The organism is Comamonas badia DSM 17552 (assembly GCF_000484635.1).
Classification (GTDB): domain Bacteria; phylum Pseudomonadota; class Gammaproteobacteria; order Burkholderiales; family Burkholderiaceae_C; genus Comamonas_C; species Comamonas_C badia.
This window is the reverse complement of sequence record NZ_AXVM01000006.1, coordinates 122,205-140,889: the sequence shown is the minus strand read 5'-3', so window position 1 is coordinate 140,889 and position 18,685 is coordinate 122,205. Positions and strand designations below refer to the sequence as shown.

Below are 18,685 nucleotides of genomic sequence, written 5' to 3'. Positions count from 1 at the left end.
AGCTAGCCTGCATCGCTCTTTTTTAATAGCTGTATATCGAGGTGGGACATGCGTTGTGCCCTGTTTTTAATGTTGGTGATGACTGCGGGTGCTGTGGCGCCTGCGTGGGCTGTGGATGCAGCCGCGGCGCAGGAGCTGGCCAAGGCCAATGGCTGTCTGAGCTGTCATGCCATGACTGAAAAGGTTGTGGGCCCGGCCTACGTCAAGGTGGCGGAAAAATATGCGGGCGAAAGCGACGCGGCCGCCTCCATTGCACAGTCCATCCAATATGGGTCCAAGGGGAAGTGGGGGCGCATACCCATGCCGGCACACCCGAGCCTGAGCGCCGATGACCTGAAGACCCTGGCAGAGTGGATTCTGGCCGCCAAGCCCTGAACGAAGGACCGCGTCGGCAGCCGGAATCGGTCGTGGGCAAGCGGTATTTCGTTATCTTTATCAACGCCATTGTGTGAAGGAGCGAAGCATGGCGAAATACCGTTTGAAGCCGACGAAGAGCTGGCTGGTGCTGGCGTCGGCATGTCCGATGCTGGCGCTGGCGCAGCAGGTGGACATGGACAAGGTGCGGGCGCTGCCGCAGGTGAATGTGATTCAGCAGACGCCGCTGCCCGGTCTGGATGTGCCCAAGGATGAATACCCTGGCAACGTTCAGACGGCGACCGATGCGGACATCGAGCGTTCCGGCGCTGTCAATCTGGGAGATTTCCTCAACCGCAGCATTCCCGGCGTATCGACGGCCGATGTGCAGGGCAGCCCTTACCAGATTGACCTGAGCTACCGTGGCCACCGCCTGTCGCCGCTGCTGGGTTCTCCCCAGGGCCTCTCGGTCTACATCGACGGCGTGCGCGTGAACCAGCCGCTGGGCGATGTGATGGACTGGGATCTGGTGCCCGAAATGGCGATCTCCGACATGGCCCTGATCCCGGGATCGAACCCCCTTTACGGCCTGAACACGCTGGGCGGGGCCCTGGTATTGGGCACCAAATCCGGTCTCACGCACCCAGGCACCGAAATCGATGCCTCCATCGGCAGTTTTGGCCGCAAACGCGTCGAGTTCGGACATGGCGCGCGTTGGAGCGAGGGCTGGCACGGTTACGTCGCAGGCACCTGGTTTGACGAAAAAGGCTGGCGCGAGCGCTCGCCCGGCAATTTGGGCAACCTGTTTCTCAAGCTGGGCCGCGACATGGGTGATACCGCCTGGTCGCTGAGCTACACCTATGGACGCAGCAATCTGATCGGCAATGGCCTGCTGAACCAGAGCCTCTACGACATCAATCCGCGTGCCGGATATACCTTCTACGATCAGACGTGGAATCGTGGCGATCTGCTCAATTTCCAGCTGAGCCATGCGCTTTCCCCGCGTGACCAGATCGCCGCGGTGGCCTGGTACCGTTCATCCAGGCGGCACGGAAGCAATGGCGATGTGAACGAAGATTGGGAAGAGTGGGTGGAGGACTGCGAGGATTCCGGCGCGCCGCAATGCGTGAATCCGAGCGATCCCGGTTACATCCACAACAACGCTGTGTTCAATGACAGCAGGGCGAAATATTCAGAGGTCGGTGCAACCGTGCAATGGACGCACGAGGCGGGCGCGCACAAGTTTGCCTTGGGTGCCGAGGTGGCGCGCAGCACGTCGCGTTATGACCAGTTTGACCAGGAGGCGGTTTTTGATGCCAATCGCATCACCCGGCCACTGGCCGGCGAAGCACTGGAGCACGAAGTGTCCTTGCGCGGAAGCAGCAACCGGTTCAGCCTGTTTGCCGCGGACACCATCAAGCTGTCGGACCAGACCCGTCTTGATATTTCGGCGCGCTGGAACCGCAGCCGCGTGCGCAATGACCTCGGCCATCCCGACGATTATGAGCGCGAGAGCTTCAGCTACAGCAAATTGAACCCCGCGATCGGCATCACGCATGCCTTCGGCAAGTCCTTGATTGGCTTTGCCAACTGGTCGCAAGGTACGCGCATGCCGTCAGCGCTTGAGCTGGGCTGCGCTGACCCGGCCAATCCCTGTACCTTGCCGGTGGGCCTGCAGGCCGATCCCTACCTCAAGCAGGTGGTGACCCGCACCCTGGAGATTGGCGCCCGTGCTCGCCCGATGGAGGGTGTGGAGATCTCGGGGGCCTTCTTCCGCTCGGTCAACAACGACGATATCGCCTTCATGCGTGCAGGGATTTCGCAAGCAGGCTTCTTCGACAACATCGGCAAGACACGGCGCCAGGGTTTTGAACTGAGCGCCCGCGTGCGCCGTGGCGACTGGGATTGGCGCGCAAGCTATGGCTATCTTGATGCCACCTACCAAAGCAGCGGTGTGTTGTTCGGGCCACTGAGTACGGCCAAGAATCCAAACGCCTTCCATCCGGGCACGCGCATGGCTGCGCTGCCGCGCCATGTGTTCAAGCTCTCCGCAGATTGGCGTGCCGCCCCGCGTGTCGTCATTGGCGGTGATTGGCTCATGGTGGGCTCGTCGGTGGCTGCAGGAAACGAGAGCGGTACGCGCCCCAAGCTTGGCAATGTGGCAGGTTTCAGTCTATTCAACGCCCGTGCCAGCTGGCAGTTCAACGAGCGCTGGAAAGCCTATGTACGGGTGAACAATCTGCTCGACAAGCGCTATGCCACCTACGTGGTGGGGAGCGAGGATGCCTTTCCGGGCGGAGTCATCGTGAGTCCGGGAGATGACATGTCTTCTGCACGCTTCCTCGCACCTGGAGCGGGCCGCAGCATTGTGGTGGGGCTGCGTTACGAGTGGAAGTAAGGCAGGATGGGGCGAGGCTCCGGGCGCTGAGCAATGGGCTCAGCGATCCCAGATGTCCTTGCTGATGGCTGCGTACCAGGAGGCTCCATAGCGCGCCTCGGCCGCCCTGAATGCCAAGTCCGCATCCAGCGGGCTGGTGGCGTTCGAGCCGTGGATGTCCACCACCCGCCCCTCCCTGGCCTCGTAAACGCCCGATACTGCTATTCCGTAGCCTGGGCCGATCAGGCTGTAGCAGGTGTTGGCGTACCACGCCGTGGGCACCGGCTTGCCCAGCAGCTCTGCGGCAACGACGGCTGCTACCAGCTTGCCCTGGTTGTTGGCTGAGAACCCGGATTTGGGCATGGGCCCCGCAAGGCTTGCATCACCGACGACGTGGACGCCGGGCACCTGCACGGATTCAAAGGTCTCGCCCTTGACAGGTACCCAGCCGCTGCGGTCCGTGACACCGGCGCGGCCGGCGATGAAACCTGCCTTCTGCGGCGGAATGACGTTGAGCACGTCAGCCTTGTGGCGCCCGCCGAAGAAGGTTTCCACCTCCAGCGTGGCGGGATCAACGCGCACGACCTGACCGTCTTCCGCCAGGCTCACCCATTCGATCATGTCGCCGTAGAGTGCTTTCCAGCCCTGCAGGAAAAGAGCCTTCTTGGAAAAATTGTTCTTGGCGTCCAGCAGCAGAATCTTGCTGCGCGGCTTGTGTTGTTTGAAGTAGTGCGCCACCATGGCTGCGCGCTCATACGGCCCGGGCGGGCAGCGGTAGGGCGTGTCGGGGATCGCCATGATGAAGGTGCCGCCATCCGGCATGGCCTCCATCTGCCGGCGCAGCAGCAGCGTTTGCGGGCCGGCTTTCCAGGCGTGGGGCGCTTTTTCGGCGGCAGCCGCGTCGTAGCCCTGAATCGCGTTCCAGCGCATATCTACGCCGGGCGAGAGGACGAGCTTGTCCCATGCCAGGGTGCTTCCATCCGACAACTTGAGCGTATGCGCATGGGCATCCACGTCTTGTGCCGTGGCATGCACTATTTGCACCCCCGCGGCATGCAGTCCGTCGTAGCCGTGCCCAAGGCTCTCCCAGGTGCGCAAGCCGCCGAGGAACAGATTGGAATAGGGGCAGGTATAGAAGCGCGTGGCGGGTTCGACCAGAGTGACGTGGATGCTCGGTGCGTACTGGCGCAGGTAGCGTGCGACGGTGGCGCCACCGAAGCCTCCGCCCACCACCACCACGCGTGCCGCGCCCGCCTGTGCCCGCGCCAGTGTGGGCGCACCGACGGTTGCCGCGGCGCACAGGGAGCCAGCCAGCCAGGTGCGGCGCTGCATCATGGCGTTTCCTTTGCAAACCATTGCGCCAGCGCCTCGATCTGCGTGGCGCTGTAGCCCTGCATCATCAGGGGCATCACGGTGGCGCTGGCGCCGGTGACCCGGTGGTCCTTGAAGGCCAGCATGCGCTCGGCAAGCTGCGTGGCCGGGCGACCGCGCAGGGCGGGAATATCTCCACTGCCGCGCCCTTCCACCCCGTGGCAGGTGGTGCAGTTGGCTGCGAGCACGGCGGTGTCGTTCAATGGGGTAAGGGCCGCGACCCCTGACCCCGGCGGTGTGTTGGAGCAGGCGGCGAGTGCCAGCGGCGCCAGGAATGCCAGCCGTGCGTGCGTCATGACCGGGCGCGCGACTCTGCGTCGGTACGAAAGACGATGTGCGCATCCTTGCGATGGCGTGCCTTCTCGACGATGTCCAGGACCTTGCCATGGTGCGGCGATTTGTCGCAGACCGGGTCGGTTGCCGCGGCATCGCCCGTCAGCAGCCAGGCCTGGCAGCGGCAGCCGCCAAAATCCTTGTGCCGCTCGTCGCAGCTGCGGCAGGGCTCCTGCATCCAGGATTCACCACGGAAGGCGTTGAAGGCAGAGCTTTGGTACCAAATGTCGGAAATGGATTGCTCCGTGACCCTGGGAAGGTTCAGGCCGGGCAGCTCGCGTGCGTTGTGGCAGGGCATGGCCACGCCGTCAGGCGCAACGCTCAGAAACACCGAACCCCAGCCATTCATGCAGGGCTTGGGGCGGTTTTCGAAGTAATCAGGCACGACGAACAGGATACGGCAGCGGTTGCCGATTTTTTCGCGGTAGCGCTGCACGACGGTTTCGGCTTCCTGCAATTGCTCGCGGGTGGGCATGAGCTGGTCGCGGTTGACCCAGGCCCAGCCGTAGTACTGGGTGTTGGCCAGCTCGAGGTATTCGGCCCCCATCTCCAGCGCCATGTCGATGATCTTGTCGACATGCGGCAGGTTGTGGCGGTGCAGCACGCAGTTCATCACCATGGGCCAGTCGTGGTCCTTGATGATGCGCGCCACTTTTCTCTTGAGCTCGAAAGTCTTGGTGTGGCTCAGGAAGTCATTGAGTTGGCGCGTGCTGTCCTGAAATGAGAGCTGCACGTGGTCTAGCCCTGCGGCCTTGAGCCGGCCGGCGCGCTCGGCCGTCATCCCGACGCCGGAAGTCAGCAGGTTGGTGTAGAAGCCCAAGGCATGCGCTTCTCGCACCAGCTCTTCCAGATCGTCGCGGTTCATCGGCTCGCCGCCAGAGAACCCGATCTGCGCTGCGCCCAGGGCGCGCGCCTGGCGCATCACGTCCACCCACTGCGCGGTCGTCAGCTCCTTGCCCACGCCGGTGTAGTTGGTGGGATTGAAGCAGAACACGCAGTGCAGTGGGCAGCTGTACGTCAGCTCCAGCAGCAGCCACAGTGGGGGAGCAATGTCAGTCGAGCCAGCCACGCTTCGTGCCTTCCTCGATCAGGGAACGTACCTGCGGGGCAATCCCCTGGACGCTGAACAGGGTTTCCAGCTCATCGATGATGGTGGAGACAGGTTTTGAACCGTCGCAACGCCGCAGAATTTCGGCGGCGCTGTCGTTGAGCTGCACCATGCCCTCCGGATAGAGCAGCACCCAGCGGGTCTGCGCCGGCTCGTATTGCAGCCGCATGCGGCGGGACAGGCGCGGAGACTCTGCGGCCTGTGCGGAATCTTCAGTGTTCATGGCAGGCCTTTTCCACGGCGTCCAGCATGCTCCAGAGCACGCTCAGCTTGAATTGCAGAATGTCCAGTGCGCGCTGTTGTGCTGCGCGGGTGGTGAAATGTTGCAGGGTGACACGCAAGCCGTGGTCCACATCTCGCGTGGCCAGCGGAATGCGGGTGCGGAAATAGCTCAGGCCCTCGGCGTCGATCCACGGATAGTGCGTCGGCCAGGTAGCCAGGCGATCCTTGTGGATCTGTGGCGCGAACATCTCCGTCAAGGACGAGCAAACAGCTTCCTGCCAAGGGGCGCGGGAGGCGAAATTCACGTAGGCGTCGCAGGCAAAACGCACGCCCGGGACCACGCGCTGCAACGACCACAGTTCTGCGCGCGGTATGCCTACCGCCTCGCCCAGGTGCGTCCAGGCTTCGATGCCGCCGGCTCGGTCGCCTTCGTGGTCGCCATAGCCATCGTGGTCCAGGATGCGCTCCACCCACTGGCGCCGCTGTGCGCGGTCGGGCATGTTGGCGATGATGGCCGCGTCCTTGCGCGGAATGCAGATTTGGTAATAAAAGCGGTTGGCGACCCAGCAGCGCAACTCATCCGGGCTGCAGCCGCCCGCATTCATCCGTACGTTGAACGGGTGGTGGATGTGGTAGGACTGGCCCTTGTCGCGCAATCGCGCTTCGAATTCTTCGCGGGTCCAGGCCGGCAGAGACGGGTCCGGCAGGGGACTGGTGGCAATATCCATCATGGTGGCGGTGTTTAAAAGCTGATCTCCAGGCCATCGTATGCAACTTCAATGCCGTGCCGCGCCAATTCCATCCGCTGCGGCGAGTCTTCCACCAGAATGGGATTGGTGTTGTTGATGTGAATCAGGATTTTGCGCGTGCTGGTGGGCAGCCTGTCCAGTTGTTCGATCATGCCGCCTGCGCCGCTTTGTGCCAGATGCCCCATGTCTGCCGCCCGTTTGGCGGAAAGGCCCAGGCGCTGCATTTCATCGTCTGTCCAGAAGGTGCCATCGATCAGTACCACGTCGCACTGGGCCATGCGCGCCAGCAGGCCCTCGGTGATCTCCCCGAGGCCAGGCGCATAGAACACGCGGGCGCCACTGGTGGGGTTTTGCATCAGCAAGCCAATGTTGTCGCCTGGTCGTGGTGCATTGCGCCAGGGCGAGTAGGGCGGTGGCTTGGAAGACAGTGCTATGGCTTCAAGATGCAGCCCGGGTAACTGCTCCACGGTGAAGCGGCTGCCATCCGAGGGAATGGTCTGTGCAGCCAGGCCGCAGTAGTGCGAGAGGATGCGCGTCAGCGGGAAGCCATCCTCGATGTCCGACAGCACTTCCTTGGTGGCCAGCAGCGGCAGCGGCCCCGCATGCTCGCGCAGCATCAGGAGGCCCGTGACATGATCGATCTGCGCATCCATCAGCAGGACGGCGGCGATGCCGGTGTCCCGCCGGGCGCGCGCTGGCTGCAGCTGCGGTGTCTGGCGGATCTGCGTGAGGATGTCGGGCGAGGCATTGACCAGCAGCCAGTTCTGGGCGTCGGCACTGACAGCGATCGAAGACTGGGTGCGCGCAAGCGCCTTGAGGCTGCCCGAGCGCACGCCGGTGCAGTTGGGGCAGTTGCAATTCCATTGCGGAAAACCACCGCCGGCCGAAGAGCCGAGAACACGCAGAAGCATGGTGGGAGCAGTTCCATAAAGCAAAAAGGCGCATCCAAGATGCCTGGATGCGCCTCGGGGTTGACAACTGGGTCAACCGCCAGACCTCAACGGTTGGCGATGTACATCGTGATTTCAAAGCCGAAGCGCAGGTCGGTGAAAGCGGGGGCGGTCCATTGCATGGAGATCTCCTTGGGTAAAAATAAAAGAAACAATGTGCACAGGCCACAAGAGCATCATCGCGCGATTGCTCCAACGCACCAATGGCTGGTACATGTTATGCAAAATCAATGCCATGAGAATTAACCATTCATGGAGCAAGCCCTTTAGTCTGCCGCGCCCTGGCCTGCACCGCATGGCCTGGCGCGATTTCGGTCCGCCGCATGCGCCAGCGTGGCTGGTGGTACACGGCGGGCCCGGCGGCGCTTGCCAGCCGGGCATGCTGGCGCCGTTTGATCTGCAGCGTGATCGGGTGATTGCGCCGGATCAGCGTGGTGCCGGGAGCTCGCGCCCCAGGGGGGTGCTCGCGCGCAACGATACAGCCGCCTTGGTGGCGGACCTGGAGGCCTTGCGGGCGCACCTGGGCATAGAGCGATGGTCGATTCTTGCGGGTTCGTGGGGATCCGTGGTTGCTTTGGCCTATGCCGCACGCCATCCCCACCGCGTGCAGCGTCTGGTGCTGCGCGGATCGTTTCGCCTGACGCGTCGCGAAATCGCAGGCTTGCTGCAGCCTTCCACGCAAAAAGGCAAGCGTCTGGGCGGGGCGGACGCTGGATGGCCGCTTGGGCGCTCTCTGCCATTGCCAGTGGCATTGGGCCGGGCAGCCCGATTGCTCCAAAAGAGAGCAAGCGGTGCAACAGCCTTGGCACTCATGCGCGGATGGCAATTGCGCGAATTGCGCGATGCGGCCACCGGCGTGCGCCGCAGCCTGGGGCGGCAGCCCGCCGTGCTGGCGGCGCAGCAGCGGCGTGACTGGAGGGCATTGCGCCGTCAGATGCGCCATCTGGAGGCGAACCTGCCCCAGCCGTGCTGGAGTCCGCAGGACGAACAACGCTGGTCGCGCTACCGTATTCAGGCGCATTACCTGGTGCACCGCGGCTTCATCGGCCCGCAGGGTCTGGATGCCGCCGTTCGGGCGGTGTTGACGCACCGCATTCCGATCGATTGGGTGCATGGCCGGCTGGATGCCATCTGCCCCCCCGCGAACAGCCGTCGCTGGATGGCTGCGGCGCACGGCGCGCCGTGGGTGCGGCTGCACCAGCCCGTGGCCGGGCATCTGTCCGGTGAGCGGGCGATGCAGGTGTGCCTGCGCGAATGCGTGGCGCAGGACAGGAGCATCAGTCGATGAGTCCCTGCGGCAAGATGTGCTTCTTGCGGTAGATCGTGTTGCGTGAGACGCCCAGCGCTTTCGCGGCGGCCGAGATGTTGCCCTTGTGCTGGCGCAGTATCTGCACCATGGTTTGCAGGGTCACATCCTGCAGGCGCTGGTTTTCCGTGTCTGGCGGAGGCGGCAGCGCGGATGGCGCTGCGGCAGGATGGGGGTCGGGAGTATCGACGTCAGCGGCGGCAGCGGGCGTGACCGCGCCAGAAACTTCCATCAAAAAGTCGTCAGGCAGGTGTTCGCGCTCAATGCAGCCCTCGTCGCTGGCCATGACCACCGCCGTGCGCAGCAGATTGTGCAGTTGCCTCAGATTGCCCGGCCAATGGTGGCAGCGCAGCAGGGCCATGACGTTGCGGGATACGGCGACTGCGGGGCCGGTTTTGGACAGCGATTGCAGGATTTTTTGTACCAGTGACTCAAAGTCCGATCGGTCGCGCAGCGCCGGCAACTGGACGACCATGCCATTGAGGCGGTAGTACAGGTCTTCCCGGAATTGGCCGCGGGCAATCATTTCCTTGAGATTCTTGTGGGTTGCGCTGACCACGTAGATATCCACGTTCAACTCGCTCGCAGAGCCCAGGGGGCTGACTCTGCGCTCTTGCAAAACCCGTAGCAATCGGGCCTGAAGGTGCGGCGGCATATCCCCGATTTCATCTAGGAAAAGCGTGCCGCCATGTGCCTGCAAAATCTTGCCGGGCGATCCCTTTTTGCGGGCCCCCGTGAATGCGCCCTCCTCATAGCCGAACAGCTCGGCTTCAATCAGCGTGTCGGGGATGGAGGCGCAGTTCACGGGGACGAAAGGCTTGTTCGCGCGCTGGGAATCGTCATGGATGGCGCGGGCCATAAGGTCCTTGCCGGTACCGGTCTCGCCAAGAATCAGCACGGGGATATCGTGGTTGGCCACCTTGCGCAACTTTTGAATCACCGCATGGATCTGCTTGTCCCCTGTGTCCAGCCCGTCAAGCGCGCTCGTGCTGCGCCGGGCGCCGTTGCGCGAACGTGTCATCGCCGGCTCTTCTGGCGCTGGCGCCGTCAATGGCTGCGAGGGTGCTCCTGTCGTACTGCTTTCCTGTGTGGCGGAAAACAATGGGGCGATCCAGGGACCCGTGGGTCTGATGTCCGCCTGGCACCATACGTTGACGCCGTTGTGCATGCACAACTGCTTGGGAGCCGCCGGCGCGTTGCCGAACAGTTCGACGAGTGCCGATATGGGAAGATCAAAAAGCGATGAGAAGGTGTGGGCCTTGAGGGCGTTGAGCGACATGCCCAGCTGAAATTGCGCGCAGCGATTGGCCGAGAGAAAACGCCCGTCCCGGGTAAATGCCACGAGTCCTTCGGCGAGAGTGCCCAGAAATTCGGCGCCTGCATGGAAACGAAGCTGAATGGCTTTGGGGAAGTTGTTTTTCAGCATGCGGTTTTCCATCATCTGGACCGACATGCGTACCAGCGCCAGCGTGTGCGGGTGGTGACTGCGGTAGTCCCCGGTGACGTCCAATGCGCCGAGCAGCCCTCCTTCTGGATCAAAAATGGGAGCGCAGGAGCACGCCAATATCTTGTTGGCAGTCAAATAGTGCTGTTTGCCGTGGACAGTCACGGGTTGCTGCTCACTCAAGGCCGTGCCAACGGCGTTGGTGCCCTTGGTCCGCTCCGACCAGTCGACCCCTGGCAGCAGTGCCACTTTGGATGCTTTTTCTTCGAAGTCCGCATCTCCCAGCGTGCGCAGAAGCACGCCCCGGGCGGAGCTGAGTACCACGACGTTGCCGGTATTGGCGATCTGGCCATACAGCGTTTGCATCGCCGGAAGGGCGTGGTCGAGCAGCAGCCGGTTTTCGTCCAGGGCGTGTCTTAGCTGGGTGTGTGTCAGGCTGGAAAAGTCCGGGTCGTCGGTGGCGGCAACGCCAAAGGCCTGCGATCGCTCGTGGGCCTTGAGGAGAGAGTCCTCGCCTGGGGGCGGGATTGCTCCGGTGTTTGCCGCAGATGAAATTTGCATGGCTGATTCCTGCTTGGTCTGCATGGTGCTCCGGAAGGCAGCATCAAACAAAATGTGTCCTGATGGTGATTCATAGTGTGACAAAAGGCCGATTTTTGGCGACCTATGGTTTTCCCTAGCCCCTGTTTCTCTGAGAAAGTGAGCTGTTTTGGAACACATCAATGGACTCGGGTCACTATTTCCCCAAATTGGCACGCAATTTGCCTGCCTGCTGACACGCACGTTTTTTCATCTGGAGACTCCACCATGGTTTTTGTTTCTTCGTTTCTGCCCAAAATGGGCGTCCGCGGGCTGCTGGCGCTGGCGCTGGTCTGCGGCGCGTCGGTGGCGCTGGCGCATGGGGACGTGACCCCTCAGCCGGTAGACACCCATACCTTGCCAAAACTCGGCGATAAATGGCTGGAGGACAACCCTTACAGTTCCGGACCCCAGCATGATGAGGCGCTGCGCATCGGCGCTTCGGGCTACAACCAGAATTGCGCCCGTTGTCATGGGCTGGAAGCGATTTCTGGCGGGATAGCGCCCGATCTGCGCAAGCTGGACGACGAGTGTGTCGGCTACGCCGACGACGCCAAGAAAAAGGCCTGCTTCAAGGAAATGAACGATTACTTCATCAGCACTGTGCGCCATGGCCGTACGCGCGATGGCCGCGTGTACATGCCGCCGTTTGAAGGTATGCTGTCGCAGGAAGCCCTTTGGTCCATCAAGACCTATCTCGAATCGCGGCGTGGTGCGGAATGACAAAAATGCTTGAAAAGACCATCGGCCTGGGTCGTCGGCAATGGCTGCTGGGCGCCTTGCCGGCGCTGGTATTGGGTGCGCAGGGCGCGCAGGCGCAGGAAGAACTGACGGGCATGGCGCGCATCCGCGCCAGTGGCGCGTTGAAGGTGGCGGTCTATAACGCCTTCGCACCGTTTTCTTACCGTGCCGGCAAAGGGATGCAAGGCTTGGACGTTGAGCTGGGCAGGGCGCTGGCGCAGCAGATGGGGCTGCAGATGACGCTGCTGCCCTTTGACGCCGACGAAAACATGGGCGACGACCTGCGCAACATGGTCTGGAAAGGGCATTACCTGGGCTACGGGCCGGCGGACGTGATGCTGCATGTGCCGGTGGACAAGTATTTTCAGCAGAACAACAAGCAGGCGGTGATTTTTGCGCCGTACCTGCGCGAGCAGGTGGTGCTGGCGCGGGACACGCGCCAATTGCCAAAGGTTGGCAAGGCGGAAGATCTCAAGGGTGTTCCTTTGGCGGCCGAGCGCGGAACGGGCGCTGCCAGCGCGCTGATCGGGCATGAAAACCACATGCTCAGCAGTCAGGTGCAGATCTACGACGATGGCATCAAGGCGATGCAGGCCGTGCTTGACGGCAAGGCGGCTGCGGCCTATGTCACCCGCGCTCAGGCGGAAACGGTCATTTTCCAGGCCAACCCCAGGCCGGACCATATAGAGATCAGCGATTTGCCGTTGCAGGGAGTTCCCAAGGATGGCTGGCCGGTAGGCATGGCCATCAAGTCAGGCAACGACGAACTGGGCAAGGAACTGGTGCAGGCATTGGCGGCCTTGCGCAGCAATGGCCAGTTGCTGGCGCTGTTCAAGCAGCATGGCTTGACGCTGGTGACACCCTGAGGCAACCGCGCCGCAGGCGCCAAGCGGACCCGGGTGCTGCACGGCCCCGGGTTTTTTCGTTTTCAGAACCTGTAGGCCAGACTGGCGCCCGCCATCCACTGGCGCCCCGGTGCCGCCTCATAGTAGCGGCCGTTGGATTCATTGACGATGACCGAGCCGACGTAGCGCCTGTTGGTGAGGTTGTCGATGCGGGCGAACACGTCCAGTGTCCAGCGCCCCCAATCCCTGGCGTAGCCCGCACTGAGCGCCGCCACGCTGTAGGCCGGCGCATAAACGCTGTTGCTGTCGTTGGCGGCGACCTTGCCCACATGGCGCCAGTCAATGCCTATGCGTGCGCCCGGCAGCGGATGCCAGTTGGCCGCAAGGTAGGCCTGGCCGCGCACCGTGCCCGCCAGGCGGTTGCCGGCGGCGACGCAATCGCCCTTGGTGTCGCAATACCCTTGGGTGACACGGGCGTCCAGCAGGGTGAGCGCGAGGTTGAATTCCCACTGCTGGTCCAGCCAGGTGGTGCTGGCCAGCTCAAACCCCTGGCGGCGGGTGTTTCCGGCATTCTGGAACACGGTGCGCCCGCCGGAATTTTCGGCGGCGACGATTTCGTCCTTGGTGCGGGTGTGAAACAGCGCCGCGCTCCAGTCGCCGCGGATGGTCTGCGTGGCGTAATGCTGGCGCACGCCGATCTCGACGCTGCGTGATTTGGCCGGCTGCAGGCCGAAGTTCAAGCCGCCAAGTCCGCCAGAGCGGTAGGAGATTTCGTTGAAGGTAGGTGTTTCGAAACCGCTGCCCAGCGCGGCATAGACGAGGGTATGGGCGTTGAATGCATGCTGCAGCGAAACCACGGGAAGCGCGCGCCGGTACCGGGCGCTGCCGCTGTCGTCGCCATTGCCCGGGGCGATGTACTCGTCGCGTGAGTCAAAGCGCACGTTGCTCCAGCGCAGACCGGCGTCCAGTGCCCACTGTGGCGCGAAGGCCCAGGAGGCCTGGGCGTAGGGGTCAATGTTGCTCAGCGTGTTGCTTTCGCTGCGGCGCAGGTCGCCGCGCACGCCCAGTGTCGATCCGATGAAATTGTTGTAGCCCTTGCGGTCTTCCCGCACGGCATTGGCGGTGAGCCCGGCGACCACATGCAGGGTATTGGTGCCGATGCTGCGCTCGTGCGACCAGCGCATGTCCAGCCCGCCGTAGTTGCGGCCCAGGTCAATCACCCCGCCGGCACTGGTGGGCGGCTTTTGCGCTGCCGCCGGTGTGGACTGGAATTGCACGATGGCGCGCGTGCCGATGTAGCCTACCGCTTGCAGGGCGTTCTGGGCATCGATGCGGTTTTCGTATTTCAGCCCCAGCTGCGTCTGGCGCTGGCTCTTGCGGGCATTGAAATCCAGCGGCCCCTGCGCCACGGCGCGCGGGTTGGCCAGCCATTGCGCAGGCGTGACGCCGCCGGGATCGAGCGCATCGACGTTGATGTGGTTGACGACCAGCATGAGGTGGCTGTCATCGGACGGCTGGGTGTCAAGGCGTGCGTTCAGCAGGTTTTTGTCGGCGCGGCTTTGCCCGCGGTAGCCATCGGTCAGGAATCGGCTTGCCGATACCACGTAGCCGACCCCGTTGGCTTCACCGGTGGCCTTGAGTCCGATGCGCTTTTGTCCGTTGCTGCCGATCGCAAGGCGGCTTTCCAGGCGTGGCGCACCCTGGCCGCGTTCGGTGTAGGCGTTGATCACGCCGCCGGATGCGTTGCCATACAGCGCCGAGTAGGGCCCGCGCAGCACCTCGATGCGCTCGACGGAGGAAAGATCGATGTGGTTGCTCTGCCCCTGGCCGTCAGGCATGGTGGCGGGGATATCGTCCACATAGATCTGTATCCCGCGCACGCCGAAGGTGGAGCGGGCGCCATGCCCGCGGATGGAAAGCTGCAGATCCTGCGCATAGTTCTGGCGGTTTTGCAGCAGCAGGCCCGGGGTGGAGGAAAGCGATTCCGAGAGATTGACCTGCCACTGCCGGTCGCGGATGCCGTCCCCGTCCACCACGGTGACCGAGGCCGGTACCTGTTCAAGCGGCGAGGCCAGCAGCGTGCTGCGTATGGTTTGCTCCGGCAGCGATCCAGGGGGAGGCGCGGGCTGCGCCGCGGCGGGCAGTGTGCTCAGCGCAAGGACCGCTGCACAGGCAAATGGGCGATGGGTGGGCATAAGGGGCAAATTTTGTCGGGAGGCAGTGAATTCAGCAAAAGGCATGCCCGCTCGCGTAGCATGCTGGTTTTGATCCAGCATAGGAGATTGTTGTGCAAAAGACCTTTTTCGCCCTCTTGATGGGTGTGGGATTGATCGCCGGTGCGCAGGCGGCGTGCCTGACCCAGGCCCAGGTTCAGACCATGGCGGACGACTATTTCGCCAAGAAGCCCACGCCGAACTTTGCTGCGCAAAGCGACAAGGATGCGGCCTGCACGCGGGCCCGATTCAACAAGCTGCTGGCGGCGCACTACGGCAAGGTGGTGGGCTACAAGGCGGGCCTGACCAACCCGGCCACGCAAAAGCGATTCAACACCAGCCAGCCGACCTGGGGAGTGCTGTACGACGGCATAATTCAGCCCAATGGCTTCAGCACCGTGCCCAATTTCGGCGCGAGGCCGCTGTTCGAAGCGGACATGCTGGTGCGGGTGAAGGACGCAGGCATCAACAACGCCAGGACGCCCGAGGAGGTGATGCAGCACATCGATCAGGTGATTCCCTTCATCGAGCTGCCCGATCTGATCGTGGAGGCGCCGCCCAAGCTCAACGGCGCGGCGATCAACGCCATCAACGTCGGCGCGCGCCTGGGTGTGGCCGGCACGCCCATGCCGGTGCCGGCCGACCGCATGGATCGCTTCGTGATGCTGGCGCAGCTGGCCAACATGCAGATCAAGGTGGCGGACCAGACGGGCAAGCAGATCGGCGCGGGCAAGGGCAGCGACATTCTGGAGCACCCGCTGAATGCCGTGGTGTGGCTGACGCAGGCGTTGCACAAGGAGCATCTGCGCATGAAGCCGGGCGACCTGATCAGCCTGGGCTCGTTTTCCGCGCTCATGCCACCCAAGCCAGGGTTGTCGGTCACGGTGAGCTATGAAGGCCTGGCGGGCGCACAGCCGGTGACGGTGCATTTCAAGTAAGGCGAAGGTGCGCGGGGTGACAGCCTGGCGGCAGCCGGTGGTGGGGCTTTTCGAGGTGCGGCGCGTGCTCCAGAAGAACGCAGCGATGCCGATGAAGGAGTGATGCGTGCAGCAGTGGTTGGAGCAATCGAGTTGGCTGGGACATACGGCGCTGTCGTGGGGAGTGGCGCTGGCGCTGGCGCTGCTGGCGTATGGGTTGGTGTACGGTCTGGCGGTAGTGCTCGGCAGGCATCTGGCTCGGCTGGCACGGGCCTACCCCCAAGGCCCGTTGCTGAATATTGCGGCAGCGGTCGTCAAGGCCACGCGCGGCTGGGTGCTGCTGCTGCTGTCGCTGGCCATTGCCTTGCGTGTGCTGCACCTGCCGGACGATGCCCATGCTGCGCTGGGGCACCTCATTTACGTGCTGGTCGGTGTGCAACTGGCGCTGTGGATCGCGCGCCTGCTGGTGCGCTCGCTGGAGCATCTGGCCGAGCGCGAGGGCGCACAGCGCAATCCCGTCATGCTGGGGATCGTCAAATGGAGCACGCAGCTTGTGGTCTGGGTGGTGCTGCTGCTGGCGGTGCTTTCGAATGCGGGGATCAATGTCAATGCCTTCATCGCCAGCCTGGGCATAGGCGGCGTGGCCGTGGCCCTGGCTGCGCAGAGCGTGCTGGGAGACCTGCTTGCGTCCATCAGCATCGGGCTGGACAAGCCATTTGAAGTCGGTGAATACATCGCTTTCGATGCCGTGGAAGGCACCGTGAGCCACGTGGGCATCAAAAGCACGCGCCTGCGTTCGCTTTCGGGCGAAGAAATCGCGATAGGCAATGCGGCGCTGTTGGGCAAACTGGTGCGCAATTACACCCGCATGCAGGAGCGGCGCGTGGCCTACCGGCTGAGCATCGCGATCGACACGCCACGCAGCAAGGCGGAGCGCATCGTGGAGGAGGTGCGCCAGCGCATCGTGGCTGAACCGAAGGTGCGTTTTGACCGCGGCCACCTGATTGGCTTTGGGGATGCCTCGCTGGACTATGAATTCGTCTGGTATGTGCTGACTCCGCAATTTGTTCAGCATCGCGATACCCAGCAGCACATCACGCTCGCCATACTTGCCTTGGTCGAACAGCTGCAAGTGCGGCTCGTCACGCCGACGCGCGTGCTGCACGCTTCCGATGATGGCACCGCCCTTTGAGGCCCGCGCATGAACCACGCACCTGCCGTATTCCCCGATTTGCCCCTGGCGCCACAGATGCGCGCTGTGGTGCAGGGCATGGCCCGCGCTGCGCGCCCGCCGTTGCACACATTGACACCACAAGCTGCGCGCGCTGCGTACGCGGCAGGCTCTGGCGTGCTGGAAATCACGCCGGCAAAACTGGCGCGGGTGGAGGAACTCGCCATCCCGGCGCGCGATGGTGCACTGATGCCTGCCCGGCTGTATGGCGGCGCGCAGGAGGGCGTGGCGCCAGTGCTGCTGTACCTGCATGGCGGAGGATTCACGATAGGCAGCATCGCCACGCACGACGTGTTGTGCCGCGAACTGGCCCATCTGAGCGGCGCTGCGGTGTTGTCGCTGGAGTACAGATTGGCGCCGGAGCACCGCTTTCCGGTGGCGAGCAACGACACCTGGGATGCGCTGGCCTGGCTGTCAGAAAGCGCCCGGAATTTGTGGCTGGACCCGGCGCGCATTGCCATCGGCGGCGACAGTGCCGGCGGCACGCTGGCGGCCGCCGGCGCCCTCATGGCGCGCGATGCCGGGCTCCAGCTGGCGTTGCAACTGCTTTTCTATCCCGGCACTGCGGCGCACCAGGAAACCGCCTCGCATGCCCGTTTTGCGCACGGTCCCATTCTGGGCAAGGCCGAGATTGACTGGTTCTTTGCCAATTACATCGACGAGAGCCAGCGCGAGGATTGGCGTTTTGCCCCCCTGCTCGCGCCCGATGTCGATGGCGTGGCGCCCGCGTGGATCGGTCTGGCGGAGCTCGATCCGCTGGTCGATGAAGGTATTGCCTGGGCGGATCGGCTGCGGATGGCAGGCGTGGCGGTGGACCTGGACATCTACCGCGGCGTGACGCACGAATTCATCAAGATGGGCCGCGCGCTGCCTCAGGCGCGCCAGGCGCATCGCGATGCCGCGCGTGCGCTGCGCAAGGCTTTTGGACTGGAGCAAGCACCATGAAAACCCCTCGCGATTACCGTTGCCACCTGCGTCTGCGCGTGCGTTGGTCTGAAATCGACCAGCAGCGCATTGTTTTCAATGCGCATTACCTCACTTACGCGGACTGCGCCATGACCGAATACTGGCGCGCGCTGGCACTGCCCTATGAAGCCACCATGCATGCTCTGGGCGGCGATGTATACCTGAAGAAGGCGAGCGTGGAATACCACGCCTCGGCGCTGCTGGATGACATCATCGATGTGGGCATGCGCTGCGTGCGCATCGGAGCGAGCTCCATGGTGTTTGAATGCGGCATCTTTCGCGGTGCTGCGCTGCTGGTCGCGGTGGAGCTGATCTACGTCTTTGCCGACCCGGCCACGCAGACCAAGAAGGATGTGCCGCCCGCGCTGCGTGCGGTGATCGAGAGTTTTGAAGCCGGCAACGAGATGGCCGAGCTGCGTGTCGGTAGCTGGCAGGAACTGGGCGCGGCTGCCACCCCGCTTCGTACGGCTGTTTTCGTGCAGGAGCAGGGGGTTGCGCCCGAGGTCGAAATGGATGCACTTGATCGTGTGGCGGTGCATGCGGTGGCCTTCAATCGCCTGGGCGTGGCCGTTGCTACCGGACGCCTGCTGCCCGCGCAAGACGGCGAAGCCCGCGTCGGCCGCATGGCCGTGGCGCGTGCCTTGCGTGGCCAGCGCTGGGGACGGCTGCTGCTGGAGGCGCTGGTGCGGGCCGCGCAGGGACGGGGCGATGCCAGTGTGCTGCTGCATGCCCAGTGCCATGCGGAAGGCTTTTATCGGCGTGCGGGTTTTGTCGCTGAGGGCGAGGTGTTTGACGAAGCGGGCATAGCCCATATCACCATGCGCAAAATGCTGCGCTGGGACGATCGGGTAATCCAGCATTGACGGTGCGATGTGACGGCAGATACTGCGTCCGTCTGCCACTGGGACTTTCCAGCGTGTGGGCACGGCATGGGGCGCACACGCCCAATCAGCGTGCACACCTCTTCACATGAACCATT

The 18,685-nt window shown here is 63.4% G+C and carries 18 protein-coding genes; 9 read left to right on the top strand and 9 right to left on the bottom strand.

Features of this window, described 5'->3' with window-relative positions:
* Positions 1–48: 48 nt before the first annotated feature.
* Together K320_RS0113690 and K320_RS0113685 are read left to right on the top strand one after the other, a co-directional pair.
* Entirely contained in the window at positions 49–375 is a 327-nt protein-coding gene (locus K320_RS0113690) for a c-type cytochrome (RefSeq protein ID WP_024539399.1), read from the top strand.
* A gap of 88 nt (positions 376–463) precedes the next feature.
* Positions 464–2,752, top strand: coding sequence for a TonB-dependent receptor (locus K320_RS0113685; protein WP_024539398.1), 2,289 nt, complete (start codon positions 464–466; stop codon positions 2,750–2,752).
* A gap of 39 nt (positions 2,753–2,791) precedes the next feature.
* Here K320_RS0113685 and K320_RS0113680 read toward each other — a convergent pair whose 3' ends face one another.
* The 7 genes from K320_RS0113680 to pqqA form a co-directional block, all read right to left on the bottom strand.
* On the bottom strand, positions 2,792–4,066 hold the full coding sequence (locus tag K320_RS0113680; RefSeq protein WP_029696151.1) for an NAD(P)/FAD-dependent oxidoreductase: 1,275 nt from the start codon (positions 4,064–4,066) through the stop codon (positions 2,792–2,794).
* Positions 4,063–4,398, bottom strand: a complete 336-nt coding sequence (locus K320_RS0113675) for a c-type cytochrome (RefSeq protein WP_024539396.1) — start codon at positions 4,396–4,398, stop codon at positions 4,063–4,065. The genes K320_RS0113680 and K320_RS0113675 overlap by 4 nt, the downstream gene beginning before the upstream one ends.
* Positions 4,395–5,504, bottom strand: coding sequence for a pyrroloquinoline quinone biosynthesis protein PqqE (gene pqqE / locus K320_RS0113670; RefSeq protein ID WP_024539395.1), 1,110 nt, complete (start codon positions 5,502–5,504; stop codon positions 4,395–4,397). Before pqqE ends, K320_RS0113675 begins: the two co-directional genes overlap by 4 nt.
* On the bottom strand, positions 5,488–5,766 hold the full coding sequence (pqqD, locus tag K320_RS0113665) for a pyrroloquinoline quinone biosynthesis peptide chaperone PqqD (protein ID WP_024539394.1): 279 nt from the start codon (positions 5,764–5,766) through the stop codon (positions 5,488–5,490). Before pqqD ends, pqqE begins: the two co-directional genes overlap by 17 nt.
* Entirely contained in the window at positions 5,756–6,493 is a 738-nt protein-coding gene (pqqC, locus tag K320_RS0113660) for a pyrroloquinoline-quinone synthase PqqC (protein WP_024539393.1), read from the bottom strand. Before pqqC ends, pqqD begins: the two co-directional genes overlap by 11 nt.
* Positions 6,494–6,507: 14 nt before the next feature.
* Positions 6,508–7,425 (bottom strand): pyrroloquinoline quinone biosynthesis protein PqqB, encoded by a 918-nt coding sequence (gene pqqB, locus K320_RS0113655; RefSeq protein WP_024539392.1) that lies wholly within the window; start codon positions 7,423–7,425, stop codon positions 6,508–6,510.
* Between the two features lie 86 nt (positions 7,426–7,511).
* Positions 7,512–7,586: a pyrroloquinoline quinone precursor peptide PqqA gene (gene pqqA, locus K320_RS0113650; protein ID WP_084301274.1), complete on the bottom strand. Its 75-nt coding sequence runs from the start codon at positions 7,584–7,586 to the stop codon at positions 7,512–7,514.
* Between the two features lie 173 nt (positions 7,587–7,759).
* Here pqqA and K320_RS0113645 point away from each other — a divergent pair, with 173 nt between their 5' ends.
* Positions 7,760–8,752 (top strand): alpha/beta fold hydrolase, encoded by a 993-nt coding sequence (locus K320_RS0113645; protein ID WP_024539391.1) that lies wholly within the window; start codon positions 7,760–7,762, stop codon positions 8,750–8,752.
* Here K320_RS0113645 and K320_RS0113640 read toward each other — a convergent pair.
* Positions 8,742–10,799, bottom strand: a complete 2,058-nt coding sequence (locus tag K320_RS0113640) for a sigma-54-dependent Fis family transcriptional regulator (protein ID WP_024539390.1) — start codon at positions 10,797–10,799, stop codon at positions 8,742–8,744. The two genes, K320_RS0113645 and K320_RS0113640, sit on opposite strands and share 11 nt — an antisense overlap.
* A gap of 222 nt (positions 10,800–11,021) precedes the next feature.
* Between K320_RS0113640 and pedF the strand changes: the two genes are divergently transcribed.
* Both pedF and K320_RS0113630 read left to right on the top strand, forming a co-directional pair.
* Positions 11,022–11,516 (top strand): cytochrome c-550 PedF, encoded by a 495-nt coding sequence (pedF, locus tag K320_RS0113635; RefSeq protein WP_024539389.1) that lies wholly within the window; start codon positions 11,022–11,024, stop codon positions 11,514–11,516.
* A gap of 5 nt (positions 11,517–11,521) precedes the next feature.
* The gene (locus K320_RS0113630; protein WP_169730052.1) at positions 11,522–12,400 is read left to right on the top strand and encodes a substrate-binding periplasmic protein; all 879 of its coding nucleotides are present in this window, start codon (positions 11,522–11,524) and stop codon (positions 12,398–12,400) included.
* A 62-nt stretch (positions 12,401–12,462) separates the two neighbouring features.
* Here K320_RS0113630 and K320_RS0113625 read toward each other — a convergent pair whose 3' ends face one another.
* Complete coding sequence (locus tag K320_RS0113625; RefSeq protein WP_024539387.1) at positions 12,463–14,574, bottom strand: TonB-dependent receptor family protein; 2,112 nt, start codon at positions 14,572–14,574, stop codon at positions 12,463–12,465.
* Between the two features lie 86 nt (positions 14,575–14,660).
* Here K320_RS0113625 and K320_RS0113620 point away from each other — a divergent pair, with 86 nt between their 5' ends.
* The 4 genes from K320_RS0113620 (at position 14,661) to K320_RS0113600 (ending at position 18,569) form a co-directional block, all read left to right on the top strand.
* Complete coding sequence (locus K320_RS0113620) at positions 14,661–15,530, top strand: 2-keto-4-pentenoate hydratase (protein ID WP_024539386.1); 870 nt, start codon at positions 14,661–14,663, stop codon at positions 15,528–15,530.
* A 106-nt stretch (positions 15,531–15,636) separates the two neighbouring features.
* Entirely contained in the window at positions 15,637–16,701 is a 1,065-nt protein-coding gene (locus tag K320_RS0113610) for a mechanosensitive ion channel family protein (protein WP_024539385.1), read from the top strand.
* 9 nt (positions 16,702–16,710) lie between these two features.
* Positions 16,711–17,685, top strand: a complete 975-nt coding sequence (locus K320_RS0113605; protein ID WP_051384930.1) for an alpha/beta hydrolase — start codon at positions 16,711–16,713, stop codon at positions 17,683–17,685.
* Positions 17,682–18,569, top strand: coding sequence for a YbgC/FadM family acyl-CoA thioesterase (locus K320_RS0113600; protein WP_024539383.1), 888 nt, complete (start codon positions 17,682–17,684; stop codon positions 18,567–18,569). Before K320_RS0113605 ends, K320_RS0113600 begins: the two co-directional genes overlap by 4 nt.
* Positions 18,570–18,685 lie beyond the last annotated feature (116 nt).